The organism is Rhodopseudomonas sp. RCAM05734, from assembly GCF_052658035.1.
This window is the reverse complement of the sequence record NZ_CP199742.1, coordinates 1,846,017-1,864,864: the sequence shown is the minus strand read 5'-3', so window position 1 is coordinate 1,864,864 and position 18,848 is coordinate 1,846,017. Positions and strand designations below refer to the sequence as shown.

The 18,848-nt window shown below is 64.5% G+C and carries 17 protein-coding genes and 1 pseudogene; 10 read left to right on the top strand and 8 right to left on the bottom strand.

Going from position 1 to position 18,848, the window contains the following annotated elements; genetic code table 11:
• The first annotated feature begins 97 nt into the window (after window positions 1–97).
• The 3 genes from ACUXVA_RS08940 to ACUXVA_RS08930 all read left to right on the top strand — a co-directional run bounded on the left by ACUXVA_RS08940 (window position 98) and on the right by ACUXVA_RS08930 (window position 6,335).
• Window positions 98–1,162, top strand: a complete 1,065-nt coding sequence (locus tag ACUXVA_RS08940) for an MBL fold metallo-hydrolase (RefSeq protein WP_265080632.1) — start codon at window positions 98–100, stop codon at window positions 1,160–1,162.
• Window positions 1,163–1,366: 204 nt separating this feature from the next.
• Entirely contained in the window at window positions 1,367–2,596 is a 1,230-nt protein-coding gene (gene hemA, locus ACUXVA_RS08935; RefSeq protein ID WP_445491696.1) for a 5-aminolevulinate synthase, read from the top strand.
• A 220-nt stretch (window positions 2,597–2,816) separates the two neighbouring features.
• Complete coding sequence (locus ACUXVA_RS08930; RefSeq protein WP_445491694.1) at window positions 2,817–6,335, top strand: NahK/ErcS family hybrid sensor histidine kinase/response regulator; 3,519 nt, start codon at window positions 2,817–2,819, stop codon at window positions 6,333–6,335.
• 180 nt (window positions 6,336–6,515) lie between these two features.
• Here ACUXVA_RS08930 and ACUXVA_RS08925 read toward each other — a convergent pair whose 3' ends face one another.
• The gene (locus tag ACUXVA_RS08925) at window positions 6,516–7,193 is read right to left on the bottom strand and encodes a response regulator (protein WP_265080634.1); all 678 of its coding nucleotides are present in this window, start codon (window positions 7,191–7,193) and stop codon (window positions 6,516–6,518) included.
• A 403-nt stretch (window positions 7,194–7,596) separates the two neighbouring features.
• Here ACUXVA_RS08925 and ACUXVA_RS08920 point away from each other — a divergent pair, with 403 nt between their 5' ends.
• Window positions 7,597–9,246, top strand: coding sequence for an MFS transporter (locus ACUXVA_RS08920; protein WP_413776406.1), 1,650 nt, complete (start codon window positions 7,597–7,599; stop codon window positions 9,244–9,246).
• A 293-nt stretch (window positions 9,247–9,539) separates the two neighbouring features.
• On the opposite strand, the gene ACUXVA_RS08915 is transcribed toward ACUXVA_RS08920, so the two are convergent.
• The 3 genes from ACUXVA_RS08915 to ACUXVA_RS08905 are packed head-to-tail and all read right to left on the bottom strand — an operon-like array spanning window position 9,540 to window position 11,198.
• Complete coding sequence (locus ACUXVA_RS08915) at window positions 9,540–10,010, bottom strand: secondary thiamine-phosphate synthase enzyme YjbQ (protein WP_265080636.1); 471 nt, start codon at window positions 10,008–10,010, stop codon at window positions 9,540–9,542.
• Window positions 10,011–10,016: 6 nt separating this feature from the next.
• On the bottom strand, window positions 10,017–10,541 hold the full coding sequence (locus ACUXVA_RS08910) for a hypothetical protein (protein WP_265080637.1): 525 nt from the start codon (window positions 10,539–10,541) through the stop codon (window positions 10,017–10,019).
• Window positions 10,542–10,574: 33 nt separating this feature from the next.
• Window positions 10,575–11,198 (bottom strand): 2-hydroxychromene-2-carboxylate isomerase, encoded by a 624-nt coding sequence (locus tag ACUXVA_RS08905; RefSeq protein ID WP_265080638.1) that lies wholly within the window; start codon window positions 11,196–11,198, stop codon window positions 10,575–10,577.
• 275 nt (window positions 11,199–11,473) lie between these two features.
• Here ACUXVA_RS08905 and ACUXVA_RS08900 point away from each other — a divergent pair, with 275 nt between their 5' ends.
• The 5 genes from ACUXVA_RS08900 (at window position 11,474) to ACUXVA_RS08880 (ending at window position 14,065) form a co-directional block, all read left to right on the top strand.
• Complete coding sequence (locus ACUXVA_RS08900; RefSeq protein WP_265080640.1) at window positions 11,474–11,848, top strand: AtpZ/AtpI family protein; 375 nt, start codon at window positions 11,474–11,476, stop codon at window positions 11,846–11,848.
• Window positions 11,849–11,914: 66 nt separating this feature from the next.
• Window positions 11,915–12,664: a F0F1 ATP synthase subunit A gene (locus ACUXVA_RS08895; RefSeq protein ID WP_265080641.1), complete on the top strand. Its 750-nt coding sequence runs from the start codon at window positions 11,915–11,917 to the stop codon at window positions 12,662–12,664.
• Window positions 12,665–12,724: 60 nt separating this feature from the next.
• Window positions 12,725–12,952 carry a F0F1 ATP synthase subunit C gene (locus tag ACUXVA_RS08890; RefSeq protein ID WP_143571636.1) on the top strand — a complete coding sequence of 76 codons (228 nt, stop codon included), beginning with the start codon at window positions 12,725–12,727 and terminating at the stop codon, window positions 12,950–12,952.
• Window positions 12,953–13,015: 63 nt separating this feature from the next.
• Window positions 13,016–13,573: a F0F1 ATP synthase subunit B family protein gene (locus ACUXVA_RS08885; RefSeq protein ID WP_265080642.1), complete on the top strand. Its 558-nt coding sequence runs from the start codon at window positions 13,016–13,018 to the stop codon at window positions 13,571–13,573.
• Window positions 13,574–13,576: 3 nt separating this feature from the next.
• Entirely contained in the window at window positions 13,577–14,065 is a 489-nt protein-coding gene (locus tag ACUXVA_RS08880; RefSeq protein WP_445491688.1) for a F0F1 ATP synthase subunit B family protein, read from the top strand.
• A 304-nt stretch (window positions 14,066–14,369) separates the two neighbouring features.
• Here the strand turns inward: ACUXVA_RS08880 and ACUXVA_RS08875 are convergent.
• Window positions 14,370–15,027, bottom strand: a pseudogene (locus ACUXVA_RS08875) (J domain-containing protein).
• A gap of 121 nt (window positions 15,028–15,148) precedes the next feature.
• Between ACUXVA_RS08875 and ACUXVA_RS08870 the strand changes: the two are divergent.
• Complete coding sequence (locus ACUXVA_RS08870) at window positions 15,149–15,421, top strand: BolA family protein (protein ID WP_265080645.1); 273 nt, start codon at window positions 15,149–15,151, stop codon at window positions 15,419–15,421.
• On the opposite strand, the gene ACUXVA_RS08865 is transcribed toward ACUXVA_RS08870, so the two are convergent.
• The 3 genes from ACUXVA_RS08865 to ACUXVA_RS08855 form a co-directional block, all read right to left on the bottom strand.
• A complete protein-coding gene (locus ACUXVA_RS08865) occupies window positions 15,418–16,767 on the bottom strand; it encodes a hemolysin family protein (RefSeq protein ID WP_265080646.1) in 1,350 nt (449 codons plus the stop codon). The genes ACUXVA_RS08870 and ACUXVA_RS08865 overlap by 4 nt on opposite strands.
• A gap of 223 nt (window positions 16,768–16,990) precedes the next feature.
• Window positions 16,991–18,133 (bottom strand): 3-dehydroquinate synthase, encoded by a 1,143-nt coding sequence (aroB, locus tag ACUXVA_RS08860; RefSeq protein ID WP_265080647.1) that lies wholly within the window; start codon window positions 18,131–18,133, stop codon window positions 16,991–16,993.
• A complete protein-coding gene (locus ACUXVA_RS08855; RefSeq protein ID WP_265080648.1) occupies window positions 18,130–18,780 on the bottom strand; it encodes a shikimate kinase in 651 nt (216 codons plus the stop codon). Before ACUXVA_RS08855 ends, aroB begins: the two co-directional genes overlap by 4 nt.
• Window positions 18,781–18,848: the final 68 nt, after the last annotated feature.

Here is an 18,848-nt window from a genome sequence, read left to right as displayed (position 1 = left end):
CCGCGCGGAATATGGCCCTGCGGCGCCGGCCCACAATTCGGCTGGCGCCGCGCAGCTTGTCCCGCTAAGCCGGTGCAAAGACATAGCGACAGAAGCCATGCATTCGAAAACAGACGCCATTCCCACCCCGACCGACGGCCTCCAATATCCCTGGGAGGCCCATCCCGGCCCCGATCAGGTGGTCGAAATCGCCCCGGGCGTGCTGTGGATCCGGCTCGACCTGCCGTTCCGCCTCAACCATGTGAACATCTACCTGCTGGCCGACGGCGACGGCTGGGCGATGGTCGATACCGGCATCGGCAACGAGGCCACCATCGCGGCCTGGACCGCGCTGTTCGACGGCCCGCTGGCCGGCAAGACCATCAGCAAGGTGATCGTGACCCACGCCCATCCCGACCATGTCGGTCAGGCCGGCTGGATGGTGCAGCGTTTCAACTGCCCGTTCTACATGTCGCAGATCGAATATCTGCAGGGCGTCTACCATCAGGTCCGCCGCAGCGACGAGCGGCTGGTCAATTCGCGACTGTTCTTCCGCCGCCACGGCATGGACGAGGACATCACCGAGCAACTGCTCGGCCGCGGCCAGGATTATCTGAAGAAGACCGTGCCGCTGCCCGCCGTCTATCGCCGGCTGTCCGATGGCGATGACTTCACCATCGGCACGCGCACCTTCCGCGTCATCACCGGCGCCGGCCATTCGCCCGACCAGGTGATGCTGTATTGCGCTGCCGACGGGCTGTTTCTGTCCGCCGATCAGGTGCTCAGCAAGATTTCGCCGAATGTCAGCGTCTGGGCCCATGAGCCCGAAGAGAATTCGCTCGGCGCCTACCTGCGTTCGCTCAGGCGTTTGTCCGAAACGCTGCCCGACGACGTGCTGGTGCTGCCCGGTCACGGCGTACCGTTCCATGGCGTCAAGGTCCGGATCAAGCAGCTCGCCGATCATCACGAGGAGCGCTGCCAGATGATCGCGGCAGCGTGCAAGGAGACGCCGATGACCTCGGCGGAGCTGGTCCCGGTCATCTTCCACAAGCACAAGCTCGATGCGCATCAGACCGGTTTTGCTGCCGGCGAACTGATCGCCCACGTCAATTATATGCTGAACCAGAACCGCCTGAGCGTTGTCCAACGACCGGACGGTGTTTTGCGCTTCACCGCTGTGTGACCCGCGGCGGGCCTGCGACGGGGACCGGCAAATAGCGTCCAGCTGTTTGATCTGGCTCAAGATTAGCTGTGCGTTTGGCGCTAGTCTGCCAACTCGCAACGGGTGCCTGGAAGCGCATTTCAGCTCGACATGAAAGCTGGAAACGCTCTAAAACGCCCTGACACGCAATCGCCTCCGTTCGGGTTCCGCATCAGGTTTTTCGCGATGGATTACAGCAAGTTCTTCTCTGACGCCCTCAACCGACTGCACGACGAGCGGCGTTATCGCGTGTTCGCGGATCTCGAACGAATCGCCGGGCGGTTTCCGCACGCGGTCTGGCACTCCCCCAAGGGGTCCAGCAACGTGGTGATCTGGTGCTCCAACGACTATCTCGGCATGGGCCAGCACCCGAAAGTTGTCGGCGCCATGGTCGAGACCGCGACCCGGGTCGGCACCGGCGCCGGCGGCACCCGCAACATCGCCGGCACCCATCATCCGCTGGTCCAGCTCGAAGAAGAACTCGCCGACCTGCACGGCAAGGAAGCGGCCCTGCTGTTCACCTCGGGCTACGTCTCCAACCAGACCGGCATTTCGACGCTCACCAAGCTGATTCCGAACTGCCTGATCCTGTCGGACGCGCTCAACCACAATTCGATGATCGAAGGAATCCGGCAATCCGGCTGCGAACGCGTGGTCTTCCGCCACAACGACGTCGCCCATCTCGAGGAATTGCTGATCGCCGCCGGTCCGGACCGGCCGAAGCTGATCGCCTGCGAAAGCCTGTATTCCATGGATGGCGATATCGCGCCGCTGGCCAAGATCTGCGATCTCGCCGAGAAGTATGGCGCGATGACCTATGTGGATGAAGTCCATGCGGTCGGCATGTACGGCCCGCGCGGCGGCGGCATCGCCGAACGCGACGGCGTAATGCATCGCATCGACATTCTCGAAGGCACGCTGGCGAAGGCGTTCGGCTGCCTCGGCGGCTATATCGCCGCCAGCAAAGACATCGTCGACGCGGTGCGTTCCTACGCACCGGGCTTCATCTTCACCACCGCGCTGCCGCCGGCGATCTGCTCGGCAGCCACCGCGGCGATCCGCCACCTCAAGACCTCGAGCTGGGAGCGCGAGCGCCACCAGGACCGCGCCGCGCGCGTCAAGGCGATCCTCAACGCCGCCGGCCTGCCGGTCATGCTGAGCGACACCCACATCGTGCCGCTGTTCGTCGGCGATCCCGAGCGCTGCAAGAAGGCCTGCGACCTGCTGCTGGAACAGCACGGCATCTATATCCAGCCGATCAATTATCCGACGGTACCCAAGGGCGCCGAACGGCTGCGCATCACGCCGTCGCCCTATCATGACGACGCGCTGATCGATCAGCTCGCCGACGCCCTGGTTCAGGTTTGGGATCAGCTCGGACTTCCGCTCAACGCCAAGGCGATGGCGGCGGAGTAAAACAATCCGGCCTATGCGTTTCCCGGGCGCGCTGCAGCGTTCTTCGCGCTGCTCCGCAGATCAGGGATTCCGGTCAAAAAGCTGGACACCGGATCTACGAAGCAGCACTTCGTGCTGCATCGCGCCCGGGGAACGCGACAAATCCCTATCGCCTGCATCCACTCAACAGGCTAGGTTTTCCCACGACGGACGGGCCTGAGCCCGCCGCACGGGAGTGACGATGCTTCACGACTGGGGCGTGATCGCAGCCGCCTTCGGCTATATCGGATTTCTGTTCTGCGTCGCCAGCTACGGCGACCGTATCGCCTTGCTCCAGCGCGGCCGCGCCGGCGCGTTGATCTACCCGCTGTCGCTGGCGATCTACTGCACCTCATGGACATTCTTCGGCTCGGTCGGCGTGGCCAGCCGGACCAGCGTCGACTTCCTGGCGATCTATCTCGGACCGATCCTGATGATCGGCTTCTGCACGCCGATCCTGCGCCGGGTGATCCAGCTCGCGAAATCGCAAAACATCACCTCGATCGCCGACTTCATCGCCGCCCGCTACGGCAAGAGCCAGGCGGTAGCCGCCACCGTCGCGGTCATCGCCATCATCGGCTCGGTGCCCTACATCGCGCTGCAGCTCAAGGCCGTGGCGTCGTCGCTCTCCACTATCCTCGGCGAGGATCAGGCGATCGAGAACATCCCGATCGTCGGCGACATCGCGCTGATCGTGACGCTGGCCATGGCGGCGTTCGCCGTGCTGTTCGGGACCCGGCAGACCAATGCCACCGAACATCAGCATGGGCTGATGCTGGCGGTGGCCACCGAATCCATCATCAAGCTGGTGACCTTCATCGCCGCCGGCCTGTTCGTGACGTTCTGGATGTTCAGCCCGGTCGATCTGATGGAGCGTGCGCTGAAGACGCCGGAGGCGGCGCGGGCCATCGCCTACGTGCCGTCGGTGGGCAACTTCCTCACCATGGTGCTGCTGTCGTTCTGCGCCATCATGCTGCTGCCACGGCAATTCCATGTCAGCGTGGTGGAGAACTCGGATGACGCCGAGGTCAGCCGCGCGAAATGGCTGTTTCCGCTCTATCTGATCGCCATCAATATCTTCGTGATTCCGATCGCGCTGGCCGGGCTGGTCACCTTCCCGTTCGGCGCCGTCGACAGCGACATGTATGTGCTGGCGCTGCCCATCGAGGCCGGCTCGACCTTCCTCAGCATCGTGGTGTTCATCGGCGGCATGTCGGCGGCCACCGCCATGGTGATCGTCGAATGCGTGGCGCTGGCGGTGATGGTCTCCAACGACCTCGTGATGCCGCTGGTGCTGCAGCGCGGCCCGCATGCGCCGAACGGCAACGCAGATTTCGGCTATTTCCTGCTCAAGGTCCGGCGCTTTGCGATCTTTGCCATCATGGCTATGGCCTATCTGTATTTTCGCGCACTCGGCAACACCCAGCTCGCTGCCATCGGCCTTCTGTCCTTCGCAGCCATCGCACAGTTCGCGCCGGCGTTTTTCGGCGGCCTGATCTGGCGCCGCGCCACCGCGCGCGGCGCCATGGGCGGCATGCTGGTCGGTTTTGCGGTGTGGGCCTATACGCTGTTCATTCCGAGCTTTCTCGACGGCAACACCGCCGGCATGCTGCTGCTGCAGCACGGGCCGTTCGGCATCGAAGCGCTGCGACCGCAGGACCTGTTCGGCGCCGACCTGCCGCCGCTGCTGCACGGCACGCTGTGGAGCCTGTCGCTGAACATCCTGACCTACGTGGTGCTGTCGCTGCTGCGGCAGCCGTCATCGATCGAGCGGCTGCAGGCGGAGTTGTTCGTTCCTAACACCATGGCGCCGATGACGCCGGCGTTCCGGCGCTGGCGGTCCACCGTAACGGTGCAGGATATTCTGGGCACCGTGACGCAGTATCTCGGCCCGGAGCGGGCGCGGGAGTCTTTCGAGGCCTTTGCCGCCAGCCAGCGCGTCAACCTCGATCCCGCCGCGCCCGCCGATTTCGAACTGCTGCAGCACGCCGAACACCTGATCGCCTCATCGATCGGGGCGGCCTCGTCGCGGCTGGTCATGTCACTGCTGCTGCGCAAGCGCACGGTGTCCGCCAGGGCCGCCCTGAAGCTGCTCGACGATTCCCACGCGGCGCTGCATTTCAACCGCGAGGTCCTGCAGACCGCGCTGAATCATGTCCGCCAGGGCATCGCCGTGTTCAATCCCGACCTGCAGCCGATCTGTTCGAACCGGCAGTTCGGCGAGATTCTCGGCCTGCCGCCGCAGATCGTGCAGATCGGCGTGCCGCTGCAAGAGATCCTCGAATTCATCGGCGGCCAGGGCGCATCCGGCTTCGGTGACAATGCGACGCTGACGCAGATGCGGCTGATCGCCTACACCACCGAGGGCGAGCCTTATCTGGAGCGGCTGCCAGACCGCCAGATCGTGATCGAAGTGCGCGCCAACCGGATGCCGGACAACGGACTGGTGCTGACCTTCTCCGACGTGACGCCGAGCTTCGAGGCCGCCGAAGCGCTGGAACGCGCCAATGCGACGCTGGAAAAACGCGTGCGCGACCGCACCGAGGAATTGACGCGGCTGAACTCCGAACTGGCAAGGGCCAAGAGTACCGCGGAAGACGCCAATATCTCCAAGACGCGGTTTCTGGCTGCCGCCAGCCACGACATCCTGCAGCCGCTGAACGCGGCGCGGCTCTACGTCACCAGCTTGGTGGAACGACAGAGCGGCGGCGAGGACGCACGGCTGGTGGAGAACATCGACGACTCCCTGGAAGCCATCGAGGAAATTCTCGGCGCGCTGCTCGACATCTCGCGGCTCGACGCCGGCGCCATGAACCCGTCGATCTCCAGCTTCCGGATCGGCGACCTGATGCGCTCGCTGGAGATCGAATACGCGCCGATCGCCCGCGCCCGCGGCGTCGCGCTCACCTTCGTGCCGTGCTCGCTGCCGGTCGAGTCGGACCGGCTGATGCTCCGGCGGCTGCTGCAGAACCTGATCTCCAATGCCATCAAGTACACGCCGCACGGCCGCGTGCTGGTCGGCTGCCGCCGCCGCGGCAAGTCCCTGCAGATCGGCGTCTATGACACCGGCGTCGGCATTCCCGTGCAGAAGCGCGGCGAGATCTTCAAGGAGTTCCACCGGCTCGAACAGGGCGCCCGGATCGCCCGCGGGCTGGGCCTCGGCCTGTCCATCGTCAAGCGCCTCGCCCATGTGCTCAACCACGGCATCGCCCTCGACTCCAACCGCAGCGGCGGATCGTTCTTTTCGGTCACCGTTCCGATCGCCAAGGCCATCAACCACACCACCGCGGTGACATCAGCGACCCCGCTGTCGAAATCGCCGATGTCGGGCACGCTGATCGTCTGCATCGAAAACGATGCGGCCATCCTCGACGGCATGAAGACGTTGCTGACTGCGTGGGGTGCAGTGGTGGTCGCCGTCGCCGATCCGGAAGCGGCGATCGAGGCGATTGCCGAAATCGAGGCCGCCGGCAAGCGGCTCACCGGACTGCTGGTGGACTATCATCTCGATCGCGGCAACGGCGTCGCCGCCATCCGGGAAATTCGCAGCCGCTTCGGTCCGGCCATCCCGGCGATCCTGATCACCGCCGACCGCAGCCCGCATGTCCGCGAGGCGGCGCGCCAGGAGAAGATCGCCGTGCTCAACAAGCCGGTGAAGCCGGCATCGCTGCGCGCATTGCTCGGGCAATGGCGCGCCCAGCAGATGATGGCGGCGGAGTAGCAGCAGCAATAGACCGCCCACGCTACGCTGTCGTCGCCCGGCCTGCGCGCAATTGCGCGCCGGGACCGGGCGATCCAGTAAACGTTGGCCCGAGTGTACTGGGTCGCCCGGTCAAGCCGGGCGAAGACAACGGAGAAGTCCGAGACGCCTGCCGACACCAGAGACTGCGTTTCGCCTCGCCTATTGCGCCGCCGGCTCGCCCTGGCGCCACTGACGACCGGCGATTTTTGCGGCGGCAATCACCGCCTGGGTGCGGCTTTCGACGCCGAGCTTCTGCAGGATCGCCGAGACATGGGCCTTGATGGTGGCTTCGGAGACACCGAGCTCATAGGCGATCTGCTTGTTGAGCAGGCCCTGCGACAGCATCATCAGCACCCGCACCTGCTGCGGCGTGAGCGTCACCAGGCGGTCGCGCAGTTTTGACATTTCGGGATCGGCTGCCGCCGCCATGTCGATATCGGGCGGAACCCAGACGTCGCCGTCCATCACCTTCAGAATGGCGTCGCGCAGCGTCTCGACGCCGAAGCGCTTCGGAATGAAGCCCGAGGCGCCGAAATCCAGCGACTGCCTGATCGTGCCGACGTCGTCGCTGGCGGAGACGATCACCACAGGAACCGCGGGATATTGCGCGCGCAGGTAGATCAGGCCGGAGAAGCCCGATATCCCCGGCATCGACAGGTCCAGCAGCACCAGGTCAACATCGGCGTCCTGCTCCAGCGATTTGGTGAGATCGTCGAAAGTGCCGGTCTCGTCGATGCGGGCCTCAGGCAACACGCCCAGCAGGGCCTGCCGCAATGCACCGCGAAATAGCGGATGATCGTCGGCAACAATAAGGCGCATGGTCGAAGCGGCGGTCATTTCATCCTTGCGACCGGCATCGGAACTCCGGTGATCGAGTTGTGAACATAGGCAAAAGCGACGTCAACCGGGCAAGTGTCGTCTGACCGCCGGCATCTGGCAAGCCTGCAATGTTGCCACGCGGCAAAGCAGTTAACCCGCAACATGGTGCGCCGCAATACGTCTCGGCAGGCCGCGGGCTCGCGGATGTCCCGGCAGCGAGGGACGCCATCCATTGGCTCGCCGCGCACAACCCAGAGCCGAAAGTCTTATTGGGGCGCGTATCACGCCAGTGTTACTTTGAGGTGGAAGCAAGCTGCAACCATCCGGCAAGAGACCGGCGCGGCGGCGCCGACCATATCAACGAATTCGGGGAGCGATACACATGTCAACGATAGCTGCAACATCTCCACGCGCTGGAGGCATGACGAAGGACGAACGTTTCGTCATTCTTGCCTCGTCGCTCGGCACCGTCTTCGAGTGGTACGATTTCTACCTGTTCGGATCGCTCGCCAGCATCATCGGCGCGCAGTTCTTCGGCGTCATCGATCCCGTCACCAAGGCGCCGATGTTCAACCAGGCGACGCGCGACATCTTCGCGCTGCTGGCCTTCGCCGCCGGCTTCATCGTTCGCCCGTTCGGCGCCATCGTGTTCGGTCGCGTCGGCGATATCGTCGGCCGCAAGTACACCTTCCTCGTCACCATTCTGATCATGGGTCTGTCGACCTTCGTCGTAGGCATCCTGCCGAGCGCCGCCACCATCGGCATCGCGGCTCCGATCATCCTGATCGGCCTGCGCCTGCTGCAGGGCCTCGCGCTCGGCGGCGAATACGGCGGTGCTGCGACCTATGTGGCGGAGCACTCGCCGCCCGGCAAGCGCGGCTACTACACATCGTTCATCCAGACCACGGCCACGCTGGGATTGTTCCTGTCGTTGCTGGTGATCCTGTTCACGCGAACGATCCTGGGCGAGCCGGAATTCGCCGCCTGGGGCTGGCGCGTTCCGTTCCTGGTCTCGGTCGCGCTGCTTGGCGTGTCGGTGTGGATCCGGTTGCGCCTGAATGAATCGCCGGTGTTCCAGAAGATGAAGGACGAGGGCAAGAGCTCCAAGGCTCCGCTCACCGAGGCCTTCGGCAACTGGAGCAACGCCAAGATCGTGCTGATCGCGCTGCTCGGCGGCGTGATGGGCCAGGGCGTGGTGTGGTACACCGGCCAGTTCTACGCGCTGTTCTTCATGCAATCGATCCTCAAGGTCGACGGCTATACCGCCAACCTGCTGATCGCATGGTCGCTGCTGCTCGGCACCGGCTTCTTCGTGTTCTGGGGCGCCCTGTCCGACAAGATCGGCCGCAAGCCGATCATCCTGGCAGGCTGCCTGATCGCGGCGCTGACGTTCTTCCCGATCTTCCGGATGATCACGTCGAACGCCAATCCGACCCTGGAAAAGGCCATCGAGACCGTGAAGGTCGAAGTTGTGTCCGATCCCGCGCTGTGCGGCGATCTGTTCAACCCGGTCGGCACCCGCGTGTTCAGCACGCCCTGCGATCTGGCGCGCGCCTACCTGGCCCAGTCGTCGGTGAAGTACTCGACCTCCTACGGCGCCGCCGGCTCCGGCGTGAAGGTGGTCGTGAACGGCAAGGATGTGCCCTACACCGCCGCAGCGTCCAACCCGAGCGTGCTCGCAGCCGTGCAGGCCGCGGGCTACCCGAAGGCCGGCGATGCGCAGATCGTGAAGATGGCGCATCCGTTCGATATCTTCCGTCCGCAGGTCGCGGCGGTGATCGGACTGCTGTTCGTGCTGGTGATGTTCGTGACCATGGTCTATGGCCCGATCGCGGCGATGCTGGTCGAACTGTTCCCGACCCGGATCCGCTACACCTCGATGTCGCTGCCCTACCACATCGGCAACGGCTGGTTCGGCGGCCTGCTGCCGGCGACGGCCTTCGCCATCGTGGCCTCGACCGGCGATATCTATGCCGGCCTGTGGTATCCGGTGATCTTCGCCGCGATCACCGTGGTCATCGGCATCTTCTTCCTGCCGGAGACCAAGGACGTCGACATCAATACCAACTGAGTTTGTCCGGCGGCACGCAGCCGGACAAACTTCGGATGAAACGAACCCGGCCGCGGAGCAATCCGCGGCCGGTTTTTTGTTTTGCGAAGTGCGCATGGTCTCCCTCCCCCAAGCGAAGCGCAGTGGGGAGGGTCGACCGAACGAGACGATGCGCAGCATCGTTGAAGTGGAGGTCGGGGTGGGGGCGCACCACGCGCAGTCCTCGGTGTTGCACCACCCCCCACCCGACCGCGCTGCGCGCGGCCACCCTCCCCACCGCGAATACGCGGGTGGGAGGGATAAGAACAACGCTGCTATCCCGCCGCCCCGACAAATTGCAGCACCGCCTCGCGGCGATGCGGGCGGCGGCGGTGTTCGATCAGATAGATCGCCTGCCAGGTGCCCAGCGCCATCCGCCCGGACAACACGGGCACCTGCAGCGAGGTGGCGGTGAGCATGGTGCGGACATGGGCCGGCATGTCGTCGGGGCCTTCGGTGTCGTGGGTCCAGCCAAAATCCTGCGGCGCCAGGCGATCGAGGATGGTCATCAGGTCGACCAGCACCGAGGGATCGGCGTTTTCCTGGATCGTCAGCGACGCCGAGGTGTGGCAGATGAAAAGCGTCAGTGCGCCATCGCGCGCGCCGATCTCGGCGAGAAATTTGGCGACGTCAGACGTGAGATCGATGAAGCCCGCGCCCGGCGTCTGCACCGTGAGCGTGGACGAGGCTACGGTGTCCGCGCGGACGATGGACGGCGCCGAACGGGAAATCGAGCGTGAGGTCATGCGCGCTCAGATCTTGCCGCTGACGTCGCGCTGGACCCGGCTGGCGATATCGATGAGGCGCCGCCAGGCGTTCTCGACGAAGGCCATCATGCGGTCCATGTCGCGATCGCTGGGCAGCGGAATCTCGAGCTTGCGTGTGCCATCGGCGACTTTCGGATCGGGCTTCTTCAGCGAGTCCTGTTTCGGCAGCGGCTCGTCGATCTTGCCGGGCGCGACGGGCTCGCGTGCCGCCAGTTGTGCCTTCAGCGATTCGTTGTCCTTCTGCAGCCGGCCGATCTCGGCATCGAGCGCTGCGCGCTCGTCGGGCATCGCGTAGCAGGCCCAGCCAGTGCCCTTGTCGGTGCAGGTCGAGACCATGCCGGTGCGGGTGTCGAGCCGCACCACGCCATCGGCGATGGGCGACAGGGTGTAGCGGCCGTTCTCGATGTCCGGCAGCGCCTGCGCCTGGGCGCTGCCGCCGAGACAGGCCAATGCCGCGGCCAACGCCGCGGGCTGCAGGACACGCAGACCGGAAGATGTCGCAAGGGTCATGGCAAGGCTCCCTGAGGAATCGCCCGCCCTATTCTACGCCTCGGAGCGAAAGGGCGCGCGGCCGGATTTCAACGCATCGGCCAGCAATTCGATCCGGTCCTGGCCCCAGAACACTTCGCCATCCAGCACATAGGCCGGCGAGCCGAACACATCCGCGGCCTGCGCGTCTTGCTGGTTCTGCGCGTAGATGGCGCCAATGGCGTCAGAGCCGGCGCGCTCCACCAGTTGCTTGCCCGGCAGGCCGGACTCGTCGGCGAGGCGGACCAGCGTGGCGGCATCGGCGAGGTCAAGCTGGTCTTCCCACACCGCCGGATAGGCGCGGCAAAGAAACGCATCGGGATCGAAGCCGGCCTCGAGCGCCGCAATCACCACGCCGTCGGCCAACCGTCCATTGAACGGCCATGCCTTCGGCTGCAGGTGAAAATCGAGCCCGCGCTTGGCGCGCCAGCGCTGCAATTCCAGCATCCGGTAGCGCTGGCGCACCGGGTGGCGCTTGCCGAGCGGCAGTCCGCCAGTCTCGGCGAACAGTTCGCCAAGAAACACAGGCTTGTGATTCACCTTGAGATCGTAAGTGGTTACCAGCTCCCGGAACGGCTTGTGGCCGATATAGGCCCAAGGCGACGGCAGCGAAAAATAGTAGTCGATCTCACGGGACATGCGGTCTCCAGGCGGGGATAATTTGGCGAAGCGCCGGCATCGGACCAGAGCGTGCCGGATGGCGCAAGACAGATCACTGTAAAACTCACTGTGCAGTGCGGCGATCGCACGCAGCCGGCTGCGATTTTTCGCAATAAAATCAAGCAAATCAACGTGCTAAGCGATGATCAGGCAATCTTGACTTGGCAGGACGTGCTAAGTATGGTCCGCCCGGCTTTGAAGGGTAACGGGGCGTTATTTCCAGCAATTGCAGCGTTTTTTCGGGTGTCGAGAGCATGACCGACGACACACGGGACAATGATGGCGGGAGCGGAAGTGGCGGGAAACCGCCTCCTGACGAGGCTGCGCTTTCCGCAAGGCTCGGAAGTCTGCATCGGCGATTGTCCCAAATTCAGGATGACCGCAAAGTTCAGACTGACCAATCCGAAACTGGAAGCGGAAACGCACAGTCCAGGGCTTCGGCCATGGCGGTGGGTCTCCGGCTCTCTTCGGAACTGGTCGCGGGCGTTGTCGTCGGCACGATTCTGGGCTGGGGCCTGGATCATCTGCTGCCGACATCGCCCTGGGGGCTGATCGTGTTCATGCTGCTCGGCTTTGTCGCCGGCGTGATCAACGTGATGCGCTCGGCCGGCGTCGGGCGGACGCCATAGATTTCGCGCGCACCTGCGCAGCGTTTAATTGCCGGGCGATCCGGCAGAGATGAAAGACCGACGTGGATGGCCGATCCGATCCATCAATTTGAGATCCACAAGATCTTCAGCCTGGGCCATATCGGCAACCAGGAAATCGCTTTCACTAATTCCTCGGCCTACATGTTCGGCGCCGTGGCGCTGGTGTCGGTGCTGATGATCGGCGGCAGCGCCGGACGCGCGCTGATCCCGAGCCGCTTCCAGTCGGTCGCCGAGCTGTCCTACGAATTCGTCTCCGGCACGGTGCGATCGAGCATCGGCGAAGAGGGAATGAAGTTCTTCCCGTTCGTGTTCTCGCTGTTCATGTTCATCCTGACCGCGAACCTGATCGGCATCGTCCCCTACACCTTCACTGTCACCAGCCATCTCATCGTCGCCGTGGCGCTGGCGCTGATGGTATTCCTGACGGTGCTGCTCTACGGCCTCTACAAGAACGGCCTCGGCTTCTTCAAGCTGTTCGTGCCGCACGGCATTCCGATCTACATCCTGCCGCTGGTGACCGTGATCGAGGTGATCTCGTTCCTGTCCCGTCCGGTGTCGCATTCGGTCCGTCTGTTCGCCAACATGCTGGCCGGCCACATTACGCTGAAGGTGTTTGCAGGCTTTGTGACGTCGCTGAGCGCACTTGGTGCCATCGGCGTATTCGGCGCAGTCCTGCCGCTGGCGATGACCACGGCGCTGACCGCGCTGGAACTGCTGGTCGCCTTCCTGCAGGCCTACGTGTTCACCATCCTGACCTGCATCTACCTCAACGACGCCCTTCATCCGGGACACTAAGCGACCCGGCCGAAATCACCCCTCACCTCTCTCATAACCTATCCCAGAAGGAGTTTTACCATGGATCCCATCGCAGCTAAGTACATCGGCGCAGGCATTGCTTGTCTCGGCATGGGCGGCGCCGGCATCGGCGTCGGCATGATCTTCAGCCAGTTCCTCGCCGGCGCGCTGCGCAACCCCTCGGCTTCGCAGGGCCAGTTCGCGAACCTGATCTTCGGCTTCGCCGTGACTGAAGCGCTCGGCATCTTCTCGCTGCTGATCGCGCTCCTGCTGCTGTTCGCCGTCTAAGCCAGAAACTGATCCGGTTTGCGCCCCCATCGCGGGGCGTTTCCGATCGATAAGGAGACTGCTGTGGCTGAAGGTCAGGGCAAATCCAAGGGTGCGGCAGCGCACACCGAGGCTGACGGTGGGCACAAGGCTTCGTTCCCGCCGTTCGAGAGCAACACCTTCGCTTCACAGCTGGTGTCGTTCGCGATCGCGTTCGGCCTGCTCTATCTGATCGTATCGCGCCTGGCGCTGCCGCGTGTCGGCGGCGTCCTTGCGGATCGGCAGAAGGTCATCGACACCGACCTGAACGAAGCCGCGAAGCTGAAGGCCGATTCCGATCTGGCACTGAAGGCTTACGAGACCGAACTCGCCACTGCCCGCGCCAAGGCACAGGCGATGGCGGCCGAGGTGCGTGAGAAACTCAATGCCGAGCAGGAACAGGCCAAGGCCAGGCTGGAAGAGAGCCTCGCTGCGAAGCTCGCTTCGGCGGAAAAGACCATCGCCACCATGCGCGAGCAGGCGATGGGCAATGTCCGCGGCATCGCCGCAGACACCGCTTCGGCCATCGTCGAACGCCTCACCGGCACCAGCCCGAACGCCGGCGTCGTCAACGCCGCGCTCGATGCTTCGTTGAAGGGATAAGCGATGTTCGGTTTACAAGCGGAATTCTGGGTTGCCGTCGCCTTCGTCATCCTGATGGCGGTGTTCGGCTATTTCGGCATTCACCGCACCCTGCTGAAAGCACTCGACAACCGCAGCAGCCGGATCAAGGCTGAGCTCGACGATGCCCGCAAGCTGCGCGACGAAGCCGCCGCATTGCTCGCGGACTACAAGAAGCGCCACGCCGCGGCCGAACGCGAGGCCGCCGACATCATCACCTCCGCCAAGGAAGAGGCCGAGCGCATCGCCGCCGAAGCCAAGACCAAGATGGAAGATTTCGTCGCCCGCCGCACCAAGTCGGCGGAAGGCAAGATCGCGCTGGCCGAAGCTCAGGCTTTGGCCGACGTCCGCGCTGCCGCAGCCGATGCCGCCGTCACCGCGGCGACCACGATCCTCTCGCAGTCGGTCAAGGGTTCGGTTGCCGACGATCTGCTCGCCAAGGGCATCACTGAGGTCCGCGCCAAGCTGAACTGAGGTTTCGACGTTCAACAAAAAGCCGGCGCGAATTTCGCGCCGGCTTTTTTGTGTCTGGACCTCTGATCTTAACCTCTCCCCGCCCTTTGCGGGGAGAGGTCGAAGTCCGAGCGCAGCGAGGGCTTCGGGTGAGGGGCGAGGCACGATGGTCACCCGATCTTCCGGGTTTTCCTGTCGCGCAGCCATTTCGTGACGGCCAAGCGTGTCGATCGCATGAGCAAGCGGCAGATCGCGTGCCTCGCCCCTCACCCGCCGCGAAGACGCAGCGACCTCTCCCCGCAAAGGGCGGGGAGAGGTTAGGACGCTACGATCCGCGAACCACGGTCTTCAGATAATTATACGCCTTGATGATCTCGATCAGCCGATCCTCGGTGGAACGGTCGCCGCCATTGGCGTCGGGATGGTGCTGCTTCACCAGCGCCTTGTAGGTCGACTTCACGGTTTCCAGCGTGGCATCGGGGCCGAGGCCCATGACCTGCAGCGCCTTGCGCTCGGCATTGAAGATCTTGCGGGTTTCCGCCTTGGGGGCCTCGGTGCGGGAGCCCGGACCGGGACGCCAGGCTGGCGCGGCCGTTGAGCTCGCTGAACATGGCGAACGGATCGGCGGCACCTTCCAGATCGGCCTCGGCGGTCTTGCCTTTGCCCTTGGTGCCGTTGGCGCCCATCTTCCAGGTCGGACGGTGGCCGGTCAACGCGTCCTTCTGATAGCGCGCGACGGCGTCGGCGGCCATGCCCTGGAAGAAATTGTAGCCCTGATTGTATTCGCGGACATGGTTCAGGCAGAAGTGCCAGTATTCCTTGTCATTGCCGCGGCCCTTGGGGGCGCGATGGCCGCCCTTGTTCTTGCAATTGGGCGCCTCACACATCTGCGCTTCTTCGCGCGCGGCAGCCTGCTGCTTGGCGCTCAGCTTGTTAGGCTTGATGCGGATGCTGTCGAAGAACTTGGATGAGTCGATGGCCATGGCTGACTATGACAACGCAACACGAAAAGCTTCAAGTCTTGACATTGCGATTACCCTACCTGTGTTGCGCCGCAGACCATCGCAATTGACGATCCCGCGGAAGCGGCGTTAATTCTCTTCCATGAGCGCCAAAGATGACATCACAAAGAAGTTGCAAGAGGCTTTCGCTCCGCAAAGCCTCGACGTGATCGACGAGTCCCACCTGCATGAAGGCCATAGCGGCCATCGGCCGGGCGGCGAGACCCATTTCAGGGTCAATATTGTATCGCGGGCCTTCGAAGGGAAGAGCCGGATCGATCGCCATCGCATGGTCAACGCTACTTTGGCGGCGGAACTGGCCGGGACAGTGCACGCCCTGGCCGTCAAGGCGCTGGCACCGGGCGAGGCTTCCTAGAAGGCGGTTCCCGCCCTCGGCTTCTTCTGTTCCGGCTCGGGCTCCGTCGGCACCGGGCCGATGCGCAACGCGGTGATGCGGTTGCGCTCGCGGCGCAGGACGCGAAACCTGAAGCCATGGAAGGTAAAACTCTGGCCGCGTTCGGGGATCGAACGCGCCTCGTGGATCACCAGGCCGGCCACCGTGGTGGCCTCCTCGTCCGGCAGATGCCAGTCCATGGCGCGGTTGAGGTCGCGGATCGGCACCGAACCGTCCACCACCACGGAGCCATCGGGCTGGGCACGGACGCCGGCCACCACCACGTCGTGTTCGTCCGAGATGTCGCCGACGATCTCCTCCAGGATATCTTCCAGCGTCACCATGCCTTCGACTTCGCCATACTCATCCACCACCAGCGCGAAGTGGGTCTTGCGGCGGCGGAACGCCTTGAGCTGATCCGACAGCGGCCGCATCTCCGGCACGAACCATGGCGGCAGCGCGATGGAAGCGACGTCGATCTTCGACGTATCGCCGTCGGCTGCGCGGATCGCGCGCAGCAGGTCCTTGGCGTGCAGCACGCCGATGATGTTTTCCGACTTCTCCCGCCACAGCGGAATCCGGGTGTATTCGGTGGCCAGCACATCGCGCACCAGTTCCTCCGACGGCAGGTCGGCGTTCAGCGTCACCATCGCGGTGCGATGGACCATCACGTCCGACACTGCGAGGTCGCCGAACCGGAACACGTTCTGGATATATTCGGCCTCGCCGCTTTCCATCTTGCCGTGCTCGGCGGATTCGCCCACCAGCCCCTCGATCTCGCGGCCCGTGAGAATCTCGTGCTGCGAGGTTTCCTGCACGCCGAGCAGCCGCAGCACCGTGCGCGACGCGTTGTTGAGCAGCCAGTTCAAGGGCCAGAACAGCACGTAGGAGACGTAGAGCGGATAGGCGATCCACTGCGACACCGGCTCCGGCTGGCGGATCGCCAGCGTCTTCGGCACCTGTTCGCCGATCACGATATGCAGCGACGAGAAGACCAGAAAGCCGGTCAGGAACGAGGTGAAGTGCAGTGCCGACTCCGACAGGCCCAGTGGATCGAGCAGCGGCTTCAGCAAAGCGGCGACGGTGGGCTCGCCGACCCAGCCGAGCCCGAGCGAAGCCATGGTGATGCCGAGCTGGCAGCAGGCGAGGTAGGCCTCGACGTTGCTCATCATCTGCTGCAGCAGCCGCGCGCCGAAGCGGTTCTGCTCGGCCATCGCCTTGACGCGAAAGCCACGGCTCGACACCAGCGCGAATTCGGCCGCGACATAGAAGGCATTCGCCGCCAGCAGGAAAAAGGCGATCAGCAGGTTGGAAACAGTCGAGTTCATGTTGGTCCCGCACTGGCCCTGCGAATGCCAGGCCTTGTCGCCGATATTTGGGGTCGGATACAGCCTTGTACTTGTCCCGGACGCGGTGCGGCACACTTGTGCCGCTCCGCAGAGCCGGGACCGCCAGAAACGCCGGCGCTTTGCACGGTCCCGGCTCTGCAGTGCATGACGCCGCCAAGGGGCGGCGCATCGCACCGCGTCCGGGACACGAGACCGAACGCGCTCATCCGGCCAGTTTTGTCTGAAGGAAGTCGCGGACGACGGCGGGCTCGACGTCGCCGGCGATCACCGCCTGCCCCACCGCCTGCAGCAGGATGAAGGTGAGCTTGCCGCGCTTGACCTTCTTGTCCTGCGCCATCAGCGCCATCAGCCGATCGGCGTCGGCCAGGCCTTCCTGGGTGAAACCGGCAATGTCCTGCAGCCGCGTCGGCAGACCGACCTCGACGAGATGACGCTGCACGCGCTGCGCGTCGCTCTCTGCGATCATGCCGAGTTGCGCCGACAATTGCGCCGCCAGCACCATGCCGACCGCAACGCCTTCGCCGTGGAACAGGCGATCGGAGAAGCCGGTCACCGCCTCCAGCGCGTGGCCGAAGGTGTGGCCCAGATTGAGCAGCGCCCGCTCGCCGTTCTCGCGCTCGTCGCGCGCCACCACGCCGGCCTTGGCGCGGCATGAGGTGGCGATGGCGTGTTCGCGAGCGGCACCGCCGCGCACGATGTCGGCATGGTTGGCTTCCAGCCAGGCGAAGAAGGCCTCGTCCCCGAGCACGCCGTATTTGGCGACCTCGGCGTAACCGGAGCGGAACTGGCGCGGCGACAGCGTGTCGAGCACCGCGGTGTCGGCGACCACAAGTACCGGCTGGTGGAAGGCGCCGAGCAGGTTCTTGCCGGCCGGCGAATTGATGCCTGTCTTGCCGCCGACCGAGGAATCCACCTGGGCCAGCAGCGAGGTCGGCACCTGCACGAAATCGACGCCCCGGCGCAGGATCGCCGCGGCAAAGCCGGCGAGATCGCCGACCACGCCGCCGCCCAGCGCGATGACCAGATCGTTGCGCTCGATCTTTGCGGCGATCAGCGCCTCAGAGACCTTTTCCAGACCAGCATAGCTCTTGGAGCCCTCGCCCTCCTCGACCACGAAGCTGGAGGTCGGGATGCCGGCCTCGGCCAGCGATGCCTCGGTCGCCTTCAGCCAGTGCTTCGCCACGGCGCGGTCGGTGACGATGGCGGTGCGCACGCCGGGCCGCAGCGCCTTGATGCGCGCGCCCAGCGACGGCAGCACGTCGCGGCCGATGATGATGTCATAGGTACGATCACCGAGCGCGACCTCGACAGTGATCGGATCGGAATGTTTCAAAGGCGCGGTCATGATGTCCTGCTCAGGGGCTCGCTTGGCCCGGTGATGACGCCGGCCGCGATATTGGCGTGCAACAGATGGTCGTGCAGCGCCGCGATGCATTCGTCGACGACCTTTTCGTGCGGCACGTCGCGCGAGGCGATGGTGATTTCGGCGGCCTCATAGACCGGATGGCGCAGCTCGATCAGGCGCCCGATGGTCGCGGCGGGATCGGCGGTCTGCAGCAACGGGCGGCCGGTGCGGCGGCGGACCCGGCGCAGGATCACGTCGGCGTCGGCCTTCAGCCACATGGAGATGGCTTTGTCGCGGATCCGGGCGCGGGTGTCCTCGCGCATGAAGGCACCGCCGCCGGTGGCCAGGATCTGCGGCCCGCTCTCAAGCAGGCGGGCGATCACCCGGGCCTCGCCGTCGCGGAAATGCGGCTCGCCGTGGGTCTCGAAAATATCCGGGATCGACATGCCGGCAGCGGCCTCGATCTCGGTATCGGCATCGATGAAAGGCAGCCGCAGCCGGCTGGCGAGCCGCCGCCCCACCGTGGACTTGCCGGCGCCCATCATCCCGACCAGCACGACCGAACGCCGTCCCAGGGCGGCGACGATGTCGGCCTCCTGGGATGTGCTGGCGCCGGCTGGCTGGGTGGTGGTGGTGGTCTGCGACATCGGGCACTCAAACGAATATGGCAACGATTGCCACATTTGGCGTCACCTATACTACCCCGGCTGCCGCC